This window comes from Marinomonas sp. 5E14-1 (genome assembly GCF_039939215.1).
In the GTDB taxonomy this organism is placed as follows: domain Bacteria; phylum Pseudomonadota; class Gammaproteobacteria; order Pseudomonadales; family Marinomonadaceae; genus Marinomonas.
The window spans coordinates 62,327-77,382 of sequence record NZ_JBDXMW010000003.1 but is presented as its reverse complement, the minus strand read 5'-3'; the positions used below and the strand labels follow the sequence as shown (position 1 = coordinate 77,382).

Genomic DNA, 15,056 nt, shown 5'->3' with positions numbered 1-15,056 from the left:
TTTATCTGCATTTTTGACTCAGTGATAATAACTTTCACTGGCGGTTGGTAATTCTTTTTTGAACTTTAGCTCATTTAAGAGCAAAGCATTTACAGATATGGAAGTGTAAATGCTAACAAGGATGGAAATTATCGGTAAAAAGCTAGAAATTGTCCAGTTCTTCGGGAAAAAAACAAAAAAATGTCATCTCTGTTTATTTTTCACCCTCTTGTAAACTTTTTTAGGTCTATTACTCGGCTACAAAGCGTAAGCGTTCGATTATTTCGGCTTTAGTCGGCTCACCCATTAGGGTTAGCGCTTTTTGCTCCTGACCTTGAGAGTCTAGGAAAACCAAGGATGGAGGGCCAAATAAATTGAATTTTTCCATTAGAGCTTTGTTCTGATCTGAGTTCTCGGTTACATCAACCCTGATCAATTGCACAGTTTCTAATAGAGGAGACACGTCAGGAGAAATAAACATCGCTTCTACTTCTTTGCAGCTGATACACCAATCGGCATATAAATCCAACAAGATAGGCCGCGAGTCTTGATTATTCACTATGTTGTTAAGTTCTTCTAAGCTGCCAATATGGTCATCAAAAATATCACTTTCTTTAGGAGCGGTTTGAGGCTGAAAAGCGGTCGTTTTTAGTGGTTGGAAAGGTGTCGTATTGCCCATTGCGCCACCTAAAAATTCAATGGTTCCTATTAATAAACATGTGAAGGCCAAAAACCAACGCACAGGGTGAGATTTGGTCTGATAGGCCCGATGGAAAAAATAGCTGCCGATACCAATGGCAAGCACACTCCATAAATACAAATGGCTATCAAAAGGAAGCCAGCGAGTTACTAGCCAAATGGCGACAGCTAACAATCCAAATCCCATGAGTATCTTGATGTCTTCTAACCATTCGCCATTTTTTGGTAATGCTTTAGGGCCAAATAACCCAACCAGTAAAAGCGGTACCCCCATACCTAAAGCCATAACAAACAGAGCCAAAGCACCATACCAAGCATTACCTTGGCCGCTGATATACAGCAAAGTGCCAGCTAAAGGGGCGGATACACAAGGAGAGACAATTAAAGTAGATAACACGCCAGCTAGAAATATACTGCCGCTTGTACGCCAACTAGAACCTGAGTGATGAGTCGAAGTTTGAAGTTTCTGCTGCCAAGATGCGGGCAGTTTAAGTTCATAAACACCAAACATAGCCAACGCCAATAACACGAAAATAATCGCACTTATGGCCAATAAAATGGGGTTTTGTAATTGTGCTTGTAGATTTAATTGGGTGCCAAATAAGCCAACCAATCCGCCAATGGCTGCATAAGTCAGAGCCATGGCCAAAACATAAACGACACTGTAATAAAAGGCGCGAGCAGTAGAACGGCGTGCACCAACCACAATCGCACTGACAATAGGCACCATAGGAAGAACGCAAGGTGTAAGCGACAACAACAAGCCCAAACCGAACAGCACAAGCAATGTGCTCAACACATCACCGGATTGCAATAATTGGCTGATAGATTGAGAGCTAGACAAGGTAACATCTGTTGCTGGCAACGTGCGATTAGAGCCTGTCGTAGACGCTTGGTAAGAGTCAGAAGTATTATTAACATTAACTAAGTTAGGTGAAGATAACACTGGAACAGTGAAGTCTAAAGGCACTTTTTGCGGCGCGTAACACAAACCTTTATCGGCACAGCCTTGGTAAGACAGTATGGCGCTTAACTGAGTGCCTGCTGGAAGGTTAATGTCGTAATAAATAGGTAAGGTAAACTGGTTTCGATAAACGGTAACTTCACCGTAATAAGCGTCTTGTTTTTTTTCTCCGGGAGTAAATGGGGAAAAGTGCAGTTTATCTGCGTCTTTTCCAGACAAACCAAATTGTTCTTGATATAAATAGTAACCATCATGGATTTGCCAAGAAGCAATGATTTTGCCATCTTCTGTTGCTGAAATGGATAGCTGAAAAGCTTGATCGACAGGTAAAAAGTCAGGTTCAGAAAGCTTCGAAGTTGGGGCAAAGGTGAAAGCTTGAGAAGCCGTGTGAATCGTCAGTAAAAATAAACAAAAAAATAAGCGCATAAACATCTTCAATTAGGGTGAAAGCGCGGTTTAAATGGAAAATCCAAATCCATCGCTCTAGGATAGAGGATGTAGACTATCAATCCATCTTAAAGTTGCCAATCGCAAGAGGATAAATTGAATAAAAATCTAATTTCTTTGCCATTTTTTGTGCTTTTTATTATTGGTTGTCAGCAGAATGTCGCGCCTTCAAGTGATTCAGCTCCCATAGCAGAATCAGAAGTAACGAATGATCAATTTGAATCAGCAACGCTTGTTCAGAACCAAGTTGAAGCTATCGCCGTTGAAAAAGAGCTGACAGCGTTTGAAAAACTGACTTTAAACCTCATTGAAAGAGGCGAACAAGCTTTGTCCGCACAGCGACTTTTGACACCAGAAGAAGACAACGCCAACTTATATTTTCAAGCGGCGCTGGGTCGAGATCCGAGGAACTTTCGTGCCACACAAGGTATCGCGAACATAGTGGAAGTCTACACAAGTTGGGCTTGGGCATCTGCCGTAGGAAGAGATTATAAACAAGCCGATCGCTATTTAGGTCTTGCTCGCTCAGTAAACCCAGAAGATCCTCTGATTGAAGAAATGACAGTTCAAATCAGAGACTTGAAAACAAGACGAACAGAAGAAGCACAATACCGAGTACGACAAGCGACAACCGCAAACAGCAATGACAAAACAGCTGGGCAAAATGAAGAAGAGTCCGTTCAAAAAGGTGTTTACACCTTGCCTGAAACGCTCTTTAGTTTGAGTGATGAAGAGATTATTAACAAAGTTCAGCCTATTATAGATGAAGTTGCTAAAACGGAGCAGTCAATTGCCATTTATTGGCCGAATGATAAAGAAGCGCGTCTGATTTATCAGATAATTAACAGTCGTATTCCAGAGTTTCGTGTGCGCGCAATGACATTTCGTCAAGCGGATCACACAGTAGAATTACAACAAGATTAAGGTAGGGCAATAATGTCGTGGTTAGTTGATAAATTTAAAGGTTTAAGTGCGCGAGTAGACTTTTCAGGAATTTGGAAAGTGATCATTGCGGTTGTGGCAGTTATTTGTGTACTCCTAAGTTTTCTAGGTATGTACTGGAGTAGCGAGCCGGATTCTTTTGATGTGGTTGCCACAGCAAAAGAGAAAGCAGAAGCGAAAGGCTACTTGAATAACAGTAAAAAGTTAGTAGTTGGCTACACAACTGCCAGCACCTTGCACACCATTATTGGTACTTTATTAGACAAGCCAGGTGGCTTTATTACTAATGATGTCACGCCACCAGGGCTTTTCATGGATAACATGCCTGCATGGGAATTTGGCGCCTTGGTTCAGTCACGAGATTTAGCAAGAGCCTTGCGTAAAGAGTTCAGCCGTTCTCAGTCTCAATCAACCGAAGATGTGAACTTAAAAATTGCCGAGCCACAATTCAACTTTGACACCAAAAGTTGGGCGTTGCCTTCTAGTGAAAGTGAATATCGACGTGGTAATAACGAGTTGATGGAATACCTTGATCGTCTTGCTGATACTAGTAAAAACGACGCACAGTTTTATGCTCGTGCCGATAATTTATCGGACTGGTTATCTGATGTAAGTACTCGTTTGGGAAGCCTTTCTCAGCGCCTTTCTGCTAGTGTGGCGAATGTTCGTGAGAACACAGATTTAGCAGGAGACAAGAATGCTCGCCAAACCAGTGATACTGGCACTTACCAATATGTGAAAACACCTTGGAGCAAGGTGGACGATGTATTTTATGAAGCACGAGGAGCAAGTTGGGCGCTGATTCATATGCTGCGTGCAGTGGAAGTAGATTTTTTCTTTACCTTGCAAGACAAAAACGCCTTAGTCAGTTTGCGTCAGATTATTCGTGAGTTGGAAGCAACACAAACCAGTATTTGGTCTCCTATGATTCTAAACGGCAGTGGTTTTGGGGTATTAGCCAATCACTCTTTGGTCATGGCATCTTATATTTCTAGGGCCAACACTGCCATTATCGATTTGCGTACTTTGCTTGAGCAAGGCTAAGCGACTAAATAGAAGCAAGACGGATTTTATAAAGGTATTGATATGGGGAAGATTCGGACAGCAGAATTAGACGATGCTCCCTATATTTTGTCTATTTTTCAACTCTGTGATCCTTTCGCAAAGAGTACTCAGCGAAGCCTTAATATCAGCCTGATTGATGTTATGGACTGGCTGGAAAACGCTACAGAAAAACACCCAATGCTGGTGTTTGAAGAGGCAGAGAGCATCATTGCATGGTGCTCAATTGAACCTTTCTACGGGTTACCCGCTTTCGACACCGCATCTGAAATTAGCCTGTATGTTTCACCTCAATGGCAGGCTAAAGGCATTGGAAAAAAACTCATTCAATATGTAGAGATGCAGCAAGCCAGTATTGGCTTTACTCATCTCGTCGCCTATATCTACGCCAGCAATACCAAAAGTCAGACCTTCTTTGAAAAGCAGATGTTCCAACAATGGGGAAGTCTTCCTAATATCGCGCAGCAGCAAAATGAAAGAGAAGACGTCTATTTATACGGCAAAATTTATGGTGCGAGCGATTCATAGAAGCCTATTCTCAGTCTTAATATCAGCAGGAGAGGAAAGGCGATGATCAAAAATATTGAAAGGTGTTATGGCAGCGTTGCCATATGGTTTCATTGGCTGGTGGCTCTTTGTATGTAAACGTCTTTATTCACATACGGCTAAAAAAGCAAGATGAAGAGGCACTAGAAGTCTGTGAAAGCGCCATCTCTGAATACCCAGAGATGATGGAGTGTTGTTTGATGACAGGGGAGGAAGATTACTTCTTGCGAGTCTTGGTGCCAGATATTCAGACATTAGAAACCTTGATACTCACGCGATTAACCAAAATCCAAGGCGTGGAAAATATCCGTTCCAGTTGTGCGTTAAAACAGGTGCGATATAAAACGGCTTTGCCTATACCAGAAAGTGGGATGGCGCTTAATTTGTAGGCGTTATTGCCTATAAATTACCGTAGATAATTTTTTTAATTAATGGCATTCTAGCGAAATTGCATTTTTATAATTTATTTATAGGGTTTTGTATGATTGATATAGCTAAAGCGAATAAAGAATTGAGCGCTGCAACGCCATTAGACATTATTAAATGGGCTGTTGAGCAAGGTAAAAAGCCGATTGTTTCTACGCATTTTGGACCAATGGAAGCCGTGGTTCTTCATACCGCAGTACAGGCTAAAAAAGACATTACTGTGGTTTGGGCTGATTCTGGCTATAACACTCGTGACACATACCTTGTGGCTGAAAAACTCATTGCTTCTCTTGAGCTGGAAGTAGAAGTTTACACGCCAAAAATTACAGCCGCTCGTTGGGATAACGCCTTTGGCGGTGTGCCAGATGTGGGCGAAGAAAGTCACGATGCTTTTACTCAAAATTTCAAGCTGGAACCTTTTACAAGAGCTATGAAAGAAGTTGCTCCAGATGTTTGGATCACCGGTGTGCGTTCAGAGCAAACAGCCTTCCGTCAAAATATGGAAGTGATTAGCCAAGGCGCGGATGGTGTTATCAAGGTTGCACCTTTCTTACATTGGAAAGAAGCGGATATGTTGGCTTACTTGAAAGAGCACGACTTACCAAACGTTGAAAACTACTTTGATCCAACAAAAGGTTTGTCTAACCGCGAATGTGGTCTGCACACTCAGCTTTAATCAGTAGAATATAGCAAAATAGAAAAGCCCCAGACTCAAATACATATTTTGAGCTTAGGGCTTTTTTTTGCATTTCATATACTCTTATGAAATAAAGTAACAAGACTATTGAGTTGCGCTACATCGGCTCAAATACAGAACCTAAACTCGGCACGAATAACTTGTTGTACATACGGCTCGCATAATCGTCCGTCATGGATGCCATGTAATCGCAAATTATTCTAAGTCCGTTCTCACCTTGTTCTTGGCTTTTACGCCATTCTGTTGCTATCTCTCTTGGCAACAGTCGATTTGGGTCTGCGGTGTAAGCTTCAAACATTTCTAAAAGCATTTGCTGGCCTTTATAGACGAGCATTTGTACTTCTGGTCGTTGAATTATGTGGTGCATTTCAAACTGCTTTAGCAAGGAAAGCGCTTGGCGCTGACCTTCTGGCAAGCCAACTTGGAAGCGCAGTAATGGGTGTTCAAAGTTTGTATTTTCAATCACTTGGCACGAAGTGATAAACCAGCTGACAAGATCGCCAATGGCTTCTTTGCGTAGATGACTCTGGCGGCTGAACAGTTGCGTGCGAATGTTGTTTAAGTTTTTTGCAAGATAAGGTGAAGCAAGCGCTGAAAGCTTAGGTTCCAAATGCTCTAACCACATATCTTTGGTTACCATACCAAGTACAATGGCATCTTCTAAATCGTGTACACCGTAAGCAATGTCGTCTGCGAGATCCATTATGCTGGTGTCAAAGCCCGAATGAGTTGCTTTCGCGTGATCGTTTTCTGCTCTTCTAACTGTTTGCAGGGCTGTTTTATCGTCTTCGCTGAAGGGTTGGAGAATCCAGTTTAATAGATCTTCTTCGTCTTGATAAACGCACTTAGGCGGTGCCCATTGGGAGGCTTTAAATTGTCGGAAATTGGTATGCTTTTCCGGGTAAGTTCCAACTACGTTTTGGTATAAAACAGGGTATTTCAGAATGCCCAATAGAGTGCGTCGAGTCACATCCATACCAAAATCTTGCGAGTAAGAACCTCGCTTTCCTAGTATGCGCAGAGATTGAGCGTTGCCCTCAAAGCCGCCGTGGGACTGCATCATGTAATTCAATGCAATCTCACCGCCGTGACCAAAAGGTGGGTGGCCAATGTCATGGCTTAAACAAATGGTTTCGATGAGCGAATCGTCAGCGAGCCACTTTTGGAAGTCAGCCTCAGCAGGAGAGCTATGTTTCAATTGATGAACAATACCACTACCAATTTGCGCCACTTCTAAAGAGTGAGTAAGGCGGGTGCGGCTGTAATCGTTTTGGCGAATGGCAAGGATTTGAGTTTTAGACTGCAAACGACGAAACGCTGCGCTGTGAATTATGCGGGCGCGATCTCTTTGATAAGGTGTTCGATAATCGTTGTCGCGGGATGTTTTGTGACCAGATTGCCTTTCGTACCAAGGTTGTAGGTCATCTTGCGGTTTTGTCATTATTGTCATCCACTCGGGTTAGTTACCATCAATCTTTCACGAAAACACGATATAGGTCAATGTTCCTATGAAAAGGCTTGGGCATAATGAAATAAACTATAAGGAATCTTTATGTTCAACACACAGCATCTCATAACATTTAAAGTGTTGGTTGAGACGGGGAGTTTTACTCAAACGGCAAAACAATTGGGGTTAACTCAGCCAGCCGTGAGCCAGCACATTCAAAAATTGGAAGGCAAGTTGGGGACACCGTTATTAACTCGACATGGCCGCACAACTGAAATTACTCCGGCGGGCAGTATTTTACTTGAGCACATTCAAGCGCTGGAAGAGTGTTACGAGCGTTTTGATACAAGATGGCAAATGCATCTCATGACAGAAAGTCTGAGGTCGGAATTCAATGCTGTAGAGCCAGTTGAAGCCTAATTTTGTTCTGGTTGACAAGGCGGCAAGCAATCTGGAAAGTTTTTTAGAAAATCGAGAAAGAATAACGACTAACGAATGTGCTCCGCTAGAGTTTGATAAAGCCCAAATAGAATGCCTGCGGTGACACCCCAAATTCGAATATCTTGGTATTCAACTTCAAAATAACCACGGGATGTCGCATCGAGCTTTTTCTTTTTAAAACGGTAATTCTGCGGTGTGAGCAAGTGGCGTAATGGCACCCAATGAACAGATTTCACCTCGTCTTCACAAAGGCTCAATTCACTTCGTCGAGTCATTTCTGCAATGATGGGCTTGATGCAATAGCCTGAAATGGTGCAATACTCTCCCAGTTCGCCTAATAAATCGAAACAATCTGGCGCTAATCCTACTTCTTCTAAGGTTTCTCGTAGAGCTGTGTATTGAATGCTGGCGTCGTCGGGGTCGTGTTTACCGCCTGGGAAAGCGATTTGCCCAGGGTGGTTTCGCATGTGTAACGCGCGCTGAGTTAAAAGCACGTAGAGCTCACCATCTTCTGGCTTGCGCCAGATTGGAATCAGTACTGCAGCTGATCGATAGTCTAAGTCATATCCATCTGGAAAGAGCTCTCTATCTGGGTTATGAATCTGTTGCGCATAAGGCGCTCTGTCTAGCGCGGCGCGAATTTCCTCTAAACTCAGATCGATAGGAGGAGCATTTAAAAACTGCTCTATGTCACTCATTATACAGCCTACTTCAAAAAGACGTGTTCTAGAGTATGGGTCAATTTACCTACTTTGGTAAAGGTTTCTTGGTATTCTTCTTGGCATTTAGAGTCGGCAACCAATCCACCGCCTGCCCAACAGTGCAAATTTCCATGCTCGGCAACCAATGTTCGAATACTAATACTGGAGTCCATTTGTCCATTGGAGCTAAAGTAAGCAATGGAGCCACAATACGCAGAACGCTGATGAGGTTCTAATTCGTCGATGATTTCCATAGATCGAATTTTCGGAGCGCCAGTAATAGAGCCGCCGGGGAAGCTTTGGTGGAACACTCGAATGGCTTGGTCAGCTTGATCTATTGCACCTTCTACGGTAGACACCAGATGATGTACATTGGCATAGCTTTCTAAGGCAAACAGTTTCGGCACCTTGATGCTACCGGTTAAACAAGTGCGACCAAGGTCATTACGCAGCAAATCGACAATCATTAAATTCTCGGAGCGATTTTTTTCCGATGCAATGAGCCAATCGGCATTGGCTTTGTCTTCTTCTGGTGTGGCGCCGCGAGCAATGGTGCCTTTGATTGGTTTGGATTCAACGCGGCCTTTATCGCACAATAAAAAGCGTTCAGGGGAATGGCTTAGCAAGCTTTGCTTTGGCGACACTTCAAGATAAGCGGAAAAAGGCGTCGGACAAACATCACGCAATGCTTGGTAAGCGGTAAAGGTGTCTCCTTGGTAAGTGCTGGAAAAGCGTTGAGCTAAATTCACTTGATAGCAATCACCGGACTGAATGTACTTTTGTACCGCTGCAAATTTTTCTGAGTATTCGCCTTCTGTCATATTGGAGGTAAAAGGCATTTTCAGAGTGAAGTCTTTTAAGTTGTCAGGCTTAGCAGAGGTAAAGCGTTTGACTAGACCTTCTGTTTCTTCATTAGAACACCAAGGTGTCAGAACCAATTGAGTGGTTTTTCTCTGATGAGAGCTAATCACTGCCCAGGCATAAAGCCCCATATCTAACGAGGCTAACTGAATGTCATGTTCGACTGTGTCAGGTAGCTTTTCGACAAAATGACCGCTTTCATAACCGTAATAGCCTAATAACCCGCCAGTAAAGGGCAGTTCTTTAGGGGCAGATTTCGCCCAAGGCTCTTGGCAAATTAACGTCATCAATTCGTTTAACAAATTCATTGGATTACGAGTGCTTTGTAACTCATAAATTGGTGTGTCGCGCCATGTGATTAGGTCGCTTGAAGGGGTATCTTGTGACGGGCGAATGCGAGCCAAAGGATTTGCGACTAAAATGTCGTATTGGGTATCGGAGAAATGCTCGTGATTACTGTCGAGTAAAGCAGGGTAAGGCAAATCTCTTACGGCAGAAAAGAAAGACAGTAAGGATGTCTGGTAAGGGAGATTAACCCGTTTGATTTCTGACATTTTTTATCAATACCTAGTAATATGTAGTCATGTTTTTAATAGTAAATATTGTATTCTTTTAAATTGGTTCCTCACAGGTTAATTACAAGTGTCCGAGACTTTTTTTCTTACTTTACCCGGTGCGCGTCTAGCGTATCGTCTTTATGAAAATCCCAATGCTCAAACAGATCGAACCTGTTTGTTGTTGCATGGCGCAGGTGTCGCGGGGGAAATTACCTATTCACCTATGTTGCCTTATCTCACACAATGGCGTTGGATGGTGGTGCCAGATTTAAAAGGCATGGGAGAATCCTTTCATCATCACGGTGAAGAAGAGGCGGTGACGATCGATGAATTAACCGATGAGATAGAAGCTTTATTGGCACATCTCAAATGGGATGATTTCAATGTGGTGGCGTATTCTTTGGGTGGATTAGTTGCTTTGAATTTGAATTATCGCCGCCAGCAACAAGGCAAACTAAAAGCCAAAATGGCCTTATTAGAGCCCGCTTCTTTGGATCGAGAAGACTTATCGAATTTGATGGAAGTACGTTTGAAGTATCGTCATGCGTCAAAATTGATTCGTGAAACAGGCGATGTGGAATTGGGCGTGGCGCAGTTTATGGACGGCGTTTCACCGAACCGTCGAAAACACCCAGTGGCGGAAGCAACTACGCAATCTCGTCTTGCTCATCGTCCTTTTGGTTTTGCATATGCGCTGGATGCAGTAACAAACCATGTTGAAATAATGAGCCAAGAACCAAGCTTAAGAGAAGCACTAATCGATGCATCGGATCAGGTGTTTCTTTTCTCTGGCGAGCTAAGTCATGAAGCGCTAAAGCAGCATTATGAATTGCTGAACCAGAACAAAGCAGAATGGGAGCACAAGGTCATGAGTGCCTGTGATCATTCCTTACCGTTCCAAAAACCAAGGCAAATTGCTAATCACATCAATAAATGGTTTGCTATGAGTAGCTAAAAGACAGCGAATCGCAATTTTCATTAGAGCAAGGATGCTCGAAATGATCGAAAACAAGGAGGTTTTCAATGCTGCAACAAAAAGGCTTTTCTCTGCTAGAAATGCTCTGCGTTCTAGCCATTCTCAGTGTTCTTGCTTATGCGGGCTCGGCGCAATTCCTAATCGCCAATCAAGATACGCAAGATCAAACTCTTCTTAATAATGCCATTAACGAATTATCCGATGCCTTGCTGCAAGCCCGTCAGTTGGCGGTTGTCAGTGGTTCGCCCAGTTTCGTTTGTGGTGGTTTAGCGTGTGACGGAAATTGGTCTTCTGGCTTTGATTTGTATCAAGGTGATGAATCAAGTTCAGACTATATTTTGTATCGTTCCATTACCTTTAATGAATTGTTATCTGTGTCTTGGGCTGGCTTTCCTGTGAACAAACAGCAAATTGAATTTCACAGCAATGGTTTATCTGGCTATCAAAATGGCACCTTTGAACTTTGTCTAGGAAGTTGGCAAGCAACGCTGGTTCTTAATCAAAGTGGTCGATTTTACAGAACGGATATTCAAGAAAAAGGTGAAGGTGATTGCTTATGAAGCCTCGCTTTTTTTCTGGAGGGATTTCTCGTAAAGCACAGCAAGGCTGGATAATGCTAGAAGTCACTTTGTGTCTCGCCTTGCTGGCGTTTGTGTTGCACCTTGCTCAAGTCCAAAGCCAAACCCAGTGGCAATCCATTCAGTTAGCAGAAAACCAAAGAAAGCTTGAAGAAAACCAACAAAAGCAGGCATTGATGGAAATGCTGGTAGTAGAGCGAAGTTGGTCTGCGGAGGATGACAGCCAAGACAGTGATTCTTACCCCGAATGTCAGGAATGTACTGGCAGCCAATTAGAGCGTTGGTTTTATGCCTCGCAACATGACTTGCCTGAAACTTATCTGTCTGAAATGGGCTTGGAGGGTGAAGAATGAAATCACAATTGAAAGGCAGTTTGCTATTGGAATTGCTGGTGGTGTGTTTGCTTATTTCCCTGTTCCTACCCTTTTTAGTCACTGCGTTAGGGCGCTTGGAAGAGCGGCATTTTTTAGCGCAAATTTATCAAGATCAGCACAAATTCAAAGCGGCTATAGATGCTCATTTTAACGCCCAATGGACGCGCTTGGTGCCGGCGAATTGTTACGATGGCACCGATGTGTTTTTAACCATAGGTTCAGGTAGTACAAAGCCTGATCGCCTGTCTTCTCGTGTGGTTATGACCACTTCGGACTGGTTAAAAGGTGTGGACTATGGTTCGTGCAGGAGCACGCTAACAATATCAGAGAATCCATTTTCAACGATGTTCGATTGTCATTGGCAAGCTGGAGACAGCATTACTTTTTCCAATTGTGCTACGCAGTATCATGGACAAGTATTGTCAGTCACCAGCACTCAGGCTCAAATGAAACTCATAGATGATACGGCTATTGGGCAATCAGGTGTTCTTGAAAGCCAAGACGGTTTCTATTGGTATTTATCGCCCGGTAAAAATGGCGGAACCGCTTTTTGGCGAACGCCAGAAGACAGTGGTAATTCACTGGAGTTATTAAACGGAATAGAGCGCTTAGCAATTTTCCCTTTGTTGGATGAAAACAACGACGGCTCTGTTGATACCTTGGTCAAAAACTATGGCGATTTTAGCTTAAAAACGCTGCGAGGATTATGGATAGAGTATCAATATGCTTTGGATGATTGTCAGTCTGAAAGAGGCGCTCAGTTAGAACAAAGCTACCTTTCAATGCGAGGCGAGACTTGGACTTACACTTCCCCCTGTCAGAATATTGGCAATCAAATAATCGTCTTAAAAGGAGGTATTTGATGTCTATTTCTTCTTCCAATTCTTTTTTAAGTTCTTTTATAAACACTCAAAGAGGTTGGGTTTCATTGCCCATTATTGCGCTGTTATTGGCGATATCCAGCTTGTCGACTCATTTTCAAAACACCATGATTGCGTCTTATCAATGGCGTGGTCAGCTGAGCGATTTAGAAGAAGATCAGCAAATATGGCGAGACTTTATAGACGACTATGTCGCTTCTCCGTCTTTTTATTTGGCGACGCTAAGCGACTGCGTTGGCTTTTGTGATCTGGCTGAACAACAAAGCAGTGATGAAGAAAGCACTTGGAGCAAAGGCGAGCAAACACTGCAGTATCAATGGTCTCGGTATGATCTGAGTGAAGATGACGAAGAGAGTGAAGGCGGAACCGAAACAACATCAGTCACCCAAACGTCTTACCGACTTTGCGCCACACAAAACCAGCAAGCCTATTTATGCTGGTGGTGGCGAGACGGAAAACTGCTTTCGAGCGGTTGGGTTGCCGTGAATTAATCAGACTTTTTATTGAAGTCTTTTAAATGCTCTGCGGAGCAAAATGGACGTACTTCTTGGTCATGAATGGCATGGGAGCGAGGTGTGAAAGTTTGGCATTCTGTACAACGAACCATGCTTTCTTGTGTCTCTTCTTTTTTGGAAGATTTGGCTTTTTCTGATTTGGTAGGGGATTGCCCACCTTTAAACGTGATAAATTTACGGTACAACCACCAAGCGATGAAAAAAATCGCAATAAAAACGATCAAACGTACGATCATATACTTTACCTAAGTTGTGTAATTCCAGACAATAAGCAGCATAATCTAACAGAGTTAACGAGATAGCAACTGTATGACATTACGAATTGCAATGGCCCAGCTAGACATGCTGGTCGGCGACATTACGAAAAACACTCAATCGGTTATTGAAGCGGCAAACAAAGCCCGTGACGAAGATAAAGCCGATGTGGTGGTTTTTCCTGAACTGACTTTAACAGGCTATCCACCAGAAGATTTACTGCTCAGACCCAGTTTAGATACGCGTATCGAAGCCGCGCTAGACACTTTATTAAAAGAAGTAAAAGACATTTATTTGGTGGTGGGCTATCCACGCCGTATTGATGGCGAGCTTTTCAACTGCGCTGGCGTGATTTACCAAGGCAAAATACTGGGCGAATACGCCAAACAGAAATTGCCAAACTTCCTCGTCTTTGACGACAAACGCTATTTTCGTGAAGGCCAAGAAGCTGTTGTTGTTGACATTAAAGGCGCGAAAGTGGGCTTGAGTGTCTGTGAAGACATCTGGCATCCAGAGCCGATTGCGCAAGCCAAAGCCGCAGGCGCTGAATTGATCATTAATATCAGCGCGTCGCCTTATCATATTGAACAAATGGGCAAGCGTGAACAGCATTTACACCAACGTGCGGCGGAAACCAGCTTGCCGATTGTCTATGTGAATAATATGGGCGCGCAAGACGAATTGGTCTACGAAGGTGGCTCGTTTGTAGTGAACGCCAAAGGCGATAAAGTCATGCAAGCGCCTTGGTTTGAAGCGGGCTTGTATTGCGTCGACATTATCATCGACGACGATCAACCGAACAAAGTTGAGCCTGTTGCTGGCAATATTGCGCCAGCACTCAGTGAAGAAGCCAGCGTTTACCAAGCCATGGTGTTAGGCTTGCGTGATTACATTGAAAAGAACCGTTTTAAAGGCATCGTGTTAGGGTTAAGTGGCGGCATCGACTCGGCTTTGTCACTTGCTGTGGCAGTAGACGCCATTGGCGCAGATCGCGTACAAGCCGTGATGATGCCTTACACTTATACTTCTTCCATCAGCTTGCACGACGCGGAAGAAGAAGCAAAATTGCTTGGCGTGAAATACAGCGTATTGCCGATTGAATCCATGGTGTCGGCGTTTACTGACGTGCTCGCACCAGAGTTTGAAGGCTTAGGAAAGGACACCACAGAAGAAAATCTACAAGCTCGAACTCGCGGCGTGACCTTAATGGCGATCTCCAACAAAAAAGGCTACATGGTGCTTACCACAGGCAACAAGAGTGAAATGGCCGTGGGTTACGCCACATTGTACGGCGACATGGTCGGCGGTTATTCCGTCCTAAAAGACGTGTTCAAAATGCTCGTATTCAGACTGTGCCGATACCGCAATACGCTTGGCTACGTGATCCCTGAGCGAGTGATTACTCGCCCGCCATCTGCTGAACTAGCGCCAGATCAGAAAGATGAAGACTCCTTGCCAAGCTACGACATCCTCGATGAAATCTTGCGTATGTACATAGAAGAAGACCAAAGCGCAGAAGCCATACTCGCCACGGAGAAATTCGACCGAGAAACCGTGTATCGCGTCCTTCGCCTTGTCGACCTAAACGAATACAAACGCCGCCAAGCACCAACCGGCGTGCGCATCACTGCCCGAGGCTTTGGCCGCGATCGACGTTACCCAATTACCAATGGCTGGCACATCGGAGAATAAACCCTTCATCATCATA

Annotated in this window: 17 protein-coding genes; 12 read left to right on the top strand and 5 right to left on the bottom strand. The window is 43.6% G+C overall.

Annotation, left to right across the window (positions count from 1 at the left end):
* Positions 1-229 precede the first annotated feature (229 nt).
* On the bottom strand, positions 230-2,068 hold the full coding sequence (gene dsbD, locus ABFY09_RS03325; RefSeq protein WP_347982877.1) for a protein-disulfide reductase DsbD: 1,839 nt from the start codon (positions 2,066-2,068) through the stop codon (positions 230-232).
* A gap of 117 nt (positions 2,069-2,185) precedes the next feature.
* Between dsbD and ABFY09_RS03320 the strand changes: the two genes are divergently transcribed.
* The 5 genes from ABFY09_RS03320 (at position 2,186) to ABFY09_RS03300 (ending at position 5,741) form a co-directional block, all read left to right on the top strand.
* Positions 2,186-3,013, top strand: a complete 828-nt coding sequence (locus ABFY09_RS03320) for a hypothetical protein (protein ID WP_347982876.1) — start codon at positions 2,186-2,188, stop codon at positions 3,011-3,013.
* Between the two features lie 12 nt (positions 3,014-3,025).
* Positions 3,026-4,075: a DUF2333 family protein gene (locus ABFY09_RS03315; RefSeq protein WP_347982875.1), complete on the top strand. Its 1,050-nt coding sequence runs from the start codon at positions 3,026-3,028 to the stop codon at positions 4,073-4,075.
* 42 nt (positions 4,076-4,117) lie between these two features.
* On the top strand, positions 4,118-4,621 hold the full coding sequence (locus ABFY09_RS03310; RefSeq protein ID WP_347982874.1) for a GNAT family N-acetyltransferase: 504 nt from the start codon (positions 4,118-4,120) through the stop codon (positions 4,619-4,621).
* An 83-nt stretch (positions 4,622-4,704) separates the two neighbouring features.
* Positions 4,705-5,028, top strand: coding sequence for an Lrp/AsnC ligand binding domain-containing protein (locus ABFY09_RS03305; protein WP_347982873.1), 324 nt, complete (start codon positions 4,705-4,707; stop codon positions 5,026-5,028).
* A 92-nt stretch (positions 5,029-5,120) separates the two neighbouring features.
* Positions 5,121-5,741 (top strand): phosphoadenosine phosphosulfate reductase family protein, encoded by a 621-nt coding sequence (locus ABFY09_RS03300; protein WP_347982872.1) that lies wholly within the window; start codon positions 5,121-5,123, stop codon positions 5,739-5,741.
* A 118-nt stretch (positions 5,742-5,859) separates the two neighbouring features.
* Here ABFY09_RS03300 and ABFY09_RS03295 read toward each other — a convergent pair whose 3' ends face one another.
* Entirely contained in the window at positions 5,860-7,203 is a 1,344-nt protein-coding gene (locus tag ABFY09_RS03295) for an anti-phage deoxyguanosine triphosphatase (protein ID WP_347982871.1), read from the bottom strand.
* Between the two features lie 111 nt (positions 7,204-7,314).
* On the opposite strand from ABFY09_RS03295, the gene ABFY09_RS03290 reads away from it, so the two are divergent.
* Positions 7,315-7,629: a LysR family transcriptional regulator gene (locus ABFY09_RS03290; protein WP_347982870.1), complete on the top strand. Its 315-nt coding sequence runs from the start codon at positions 7,315-7,317 to the stop codon at positions 7,627-7,629.
* A 68-nt stretch (positions 7,630-7,697) separates the two neighbouring features.
* On the opposite strand, the gene ABFY09_RS03285 is transcribed toward ABFY09_RS03290, so the two are convergent.
* Both ABFY09_RS03285 and pabB read right to left on the bottom strand, forming a co-directional pair.
* Entirely contained in the window at positions 7,698-8,348 is a 651-nt protein-coding gene (locus tag ABFY09_RS03285) for a CoA pyrophosphatase (protein ID WP_347982869.1), read from the bottom strand.
* An 8-nt stretch (positions 8,349-8,356) separates the two neighbouring features.
* Positions 8,357-9,766 carry an aminodeoxychorismate synthase component I gene (gene pabB, locus ABFY09_RS03280; protein ID WP_347982868.1) on the bottom strand — a complete coding sequence of 470 codons (1,410 nt, stop codon included), beginning with the start codon at positions 9,764-9,766 and terminating at the stop codon, positions 8,357-8,359.
* Between the two features lie 88 nt (positions 9,767-9,854).
* Here pabB and ABFY09_RS03275 point away from each other — a divergent pair, with 88 nt between their 5' ends.
* The 5 genes from ABFY09_RS03275 to ABFY09_RS03255 all read left to right on the top strand — a co-directional run bounded on the left by ABFY09_RS03275 (position 9,855) and on the right by ABFY09_RS03255 (position 13,069).
* Positions 9,855-10,724, top strand: coding sequence for an alpha/beta hydrolase (locus ABFY09_RS03275; RefSeq protein WP_347982867.1), 870 nt, complete (start codon positions 9,855-9,857; stop codon positions 10,722-10,724).
* 68 nt (positions 10,725-10,792) lie between these two features.
* Complete coding sequence (locus ABFY09_RS03270) at positions 10,793-11,305, top strand: GspH/FimT family pseudopilin (protein ID WP_347982866.1); 513 nt, start codon at positions 10,793-10,795, stop codon at positions 11,303-11,305.
* Positions 11,302-11,676, top strand: a complete 375-nt coding sequence (locus ABFY09_RS03265) for a hypothetical protein (protein WP_347982865.1) — start codon at positions 11,302-11,304, stop codon at positions 11,674-11,676. The genes ABFY09_RS03270 and ABFY09_RS03265 overlap by 4 nt, the downstream gene beginning before the upstream one ends.
* Complete coding sequence (locus ABFY09_RS03260) at positions 11,673-12,560, top strand: hypothetical protein (protein WP_347982864.1); 888 nt, start codon at positions 11,673-11,675, stop codon at positions 12,558-12,560. Before ABFY09_RS03265 ends, ABFY09_RS03260 begins: the two co-directional genes overlap by 4 nt.
* Positions 12,560-13,069: a hypothetical protein gene (locus tag ABFY09_RS03255; RefSeq protein WP_347982863.1), complete on the top strand. Its 510-nt coding sequence runs from the start codon at positions 12,560-12,562 to the stop codon at positions 13,067-13,069. The genes ABFY09_RS03260 and ABFY09_RS03255 overlap by 1 nt, the downstream gene beginning before the upstream one ends.
* Here the strand turns inward: ABFY09_RS03255 and ABFY09_RS03250 are convergent.
* A complete protein-coding gene (locus ABFY09_RS03250) occupies positions 13,066-13,329 on the bottom strand; it encodes a PP0621 family protein (protein ID WP_347982862.1) in 264 nt (87 codons plus the stop codon). The two genes, ABFY09_RS03255 and ABFY09_RS03250, sit on opposite strands and share 4 nt — an antisense overlap.
* Positions 13,330-13,402: 73 nt before the next feature.
* Here ABFY09_RS03250 and ABFY09_RS03245 point away from each other — a divergent pair, with 73 nt between their 5' ends.
* Positions 13,403-15,040, top strand: coding sequence for an NAD+ synthase (locus ABFY09_RS03245; RefSeq protein WP_347982861.1), 1,638 nt, complete (start codon positions 13,403-13,405; stop codon positions 15,038-15,040).
* Positions 15,041-15,056 lie beyond the last annotated feature (16 nt).

Bases quoted from the DNA above. Each gene is read 5' to 3' on its own strand.
- dsbD (WP_347982877.1), bottom strand. From the start codon at position 2,068: ATGCGCTTATTTTTTTGTTTATTTTTACTGACGATTCACACGGCTTCT.
- ABFY09_RS03315 (WP_347982875.1), top strand. From the start codon at position 3,026: ATGTCGTGGTTAGTTGATAAATTTAAAGGTTTAAGTGCGCGAGTAGAC.
- ABFY09_RS03310 (WP_347982874.1), top strand. From the start codon at position 4,118: ATGGGGAAGATTCGGACAGCAGAATTAGACGATGCTCCCTATATTTTG.
- ABFY09_RS03305 (WP_347982873.1), top strand. From the start codon at position 4,705: ATGGTTTCATTGGCTGGTGGCTCTTTGTATGTAAACGTCTTTATTCAC.
- ABFY09_RS03300 (WP_347982872.1), top strand. From the start codon at position 5,121: ATGATTGATATAGCTAAAGCGAATAAAGAATTGAGCGCTGCAACGCCA.
- ABFY09_RS03295 (WP_347982871.1), bottom strand. From the start codon at position 7,203: ATGACAAAACCGCAAGATGACCTACAACCTTGGTACGAAAGGCAATCT.
- ABFY09_RS03290 (WP_347982870.1), top strand. From the start codon at position 7,315: ATGTTCAACACACAGCATCTCATAACATTTAAAGTGTTGGTTGAGACG.
- ABFY09_RS03285 (WP_347982869.1), bottom strand. From the start codon at position 8,348: ATGAGTGACATAGAGCAGTTTTTAAATGCTCCTCCTATCGATCTGAGT.
- pabB (WP_347982868.1), bottom strand. From the start codon at position 9,766: ATGTCAGAAATCAAACGGGTTAATCTCCCTTACCAGACATCCTTACTG.
- ABFY09_RS03270 (WP_347982866.1), top strand. From the start codon at position 10,793: ATGCTGCAACAAAAAGGCTTTTCTCTGCTAGAAATGCTCTGCGTTCTA.
- ABFY09_RS03265 (WP_347982865.1), top strand. From the start codon at position 11,302: ATGAAGCCTCGCTTTTTTTCTGGAGGGATTTCTCGTAAAGCACAGCAA.
- ABFY09_RS03260 (WP_347982864.1), top strand. From the start codon at position 11,673: ATGAAATCACAATTGAAAGGCAGTTTGCTATTGGAATTGCTGGTGGTG.
- ABFY09_RS03255 (WP_347982863.1), top strand. From the start codon at position 12,560: ATGTCTATTTCTTCTTCCAATTCTTTTTTAAGTTCTTTTATAAACACT.
- ABFY09_RS03250 (WP_347982862.1), bottom strand. From the start codon at position 13,329: ATGATCGTACGTTTGATCGTTTTTATTGCGATTTTTTTCATCGCTTGG.
- ABFY09_RS03245 (WP_347982861.1), top strand. From the start codon at position 13,403: ATGACATTACGAATTGCAATGGCCCAGCTAGACATGCTGGTCGGCGAC.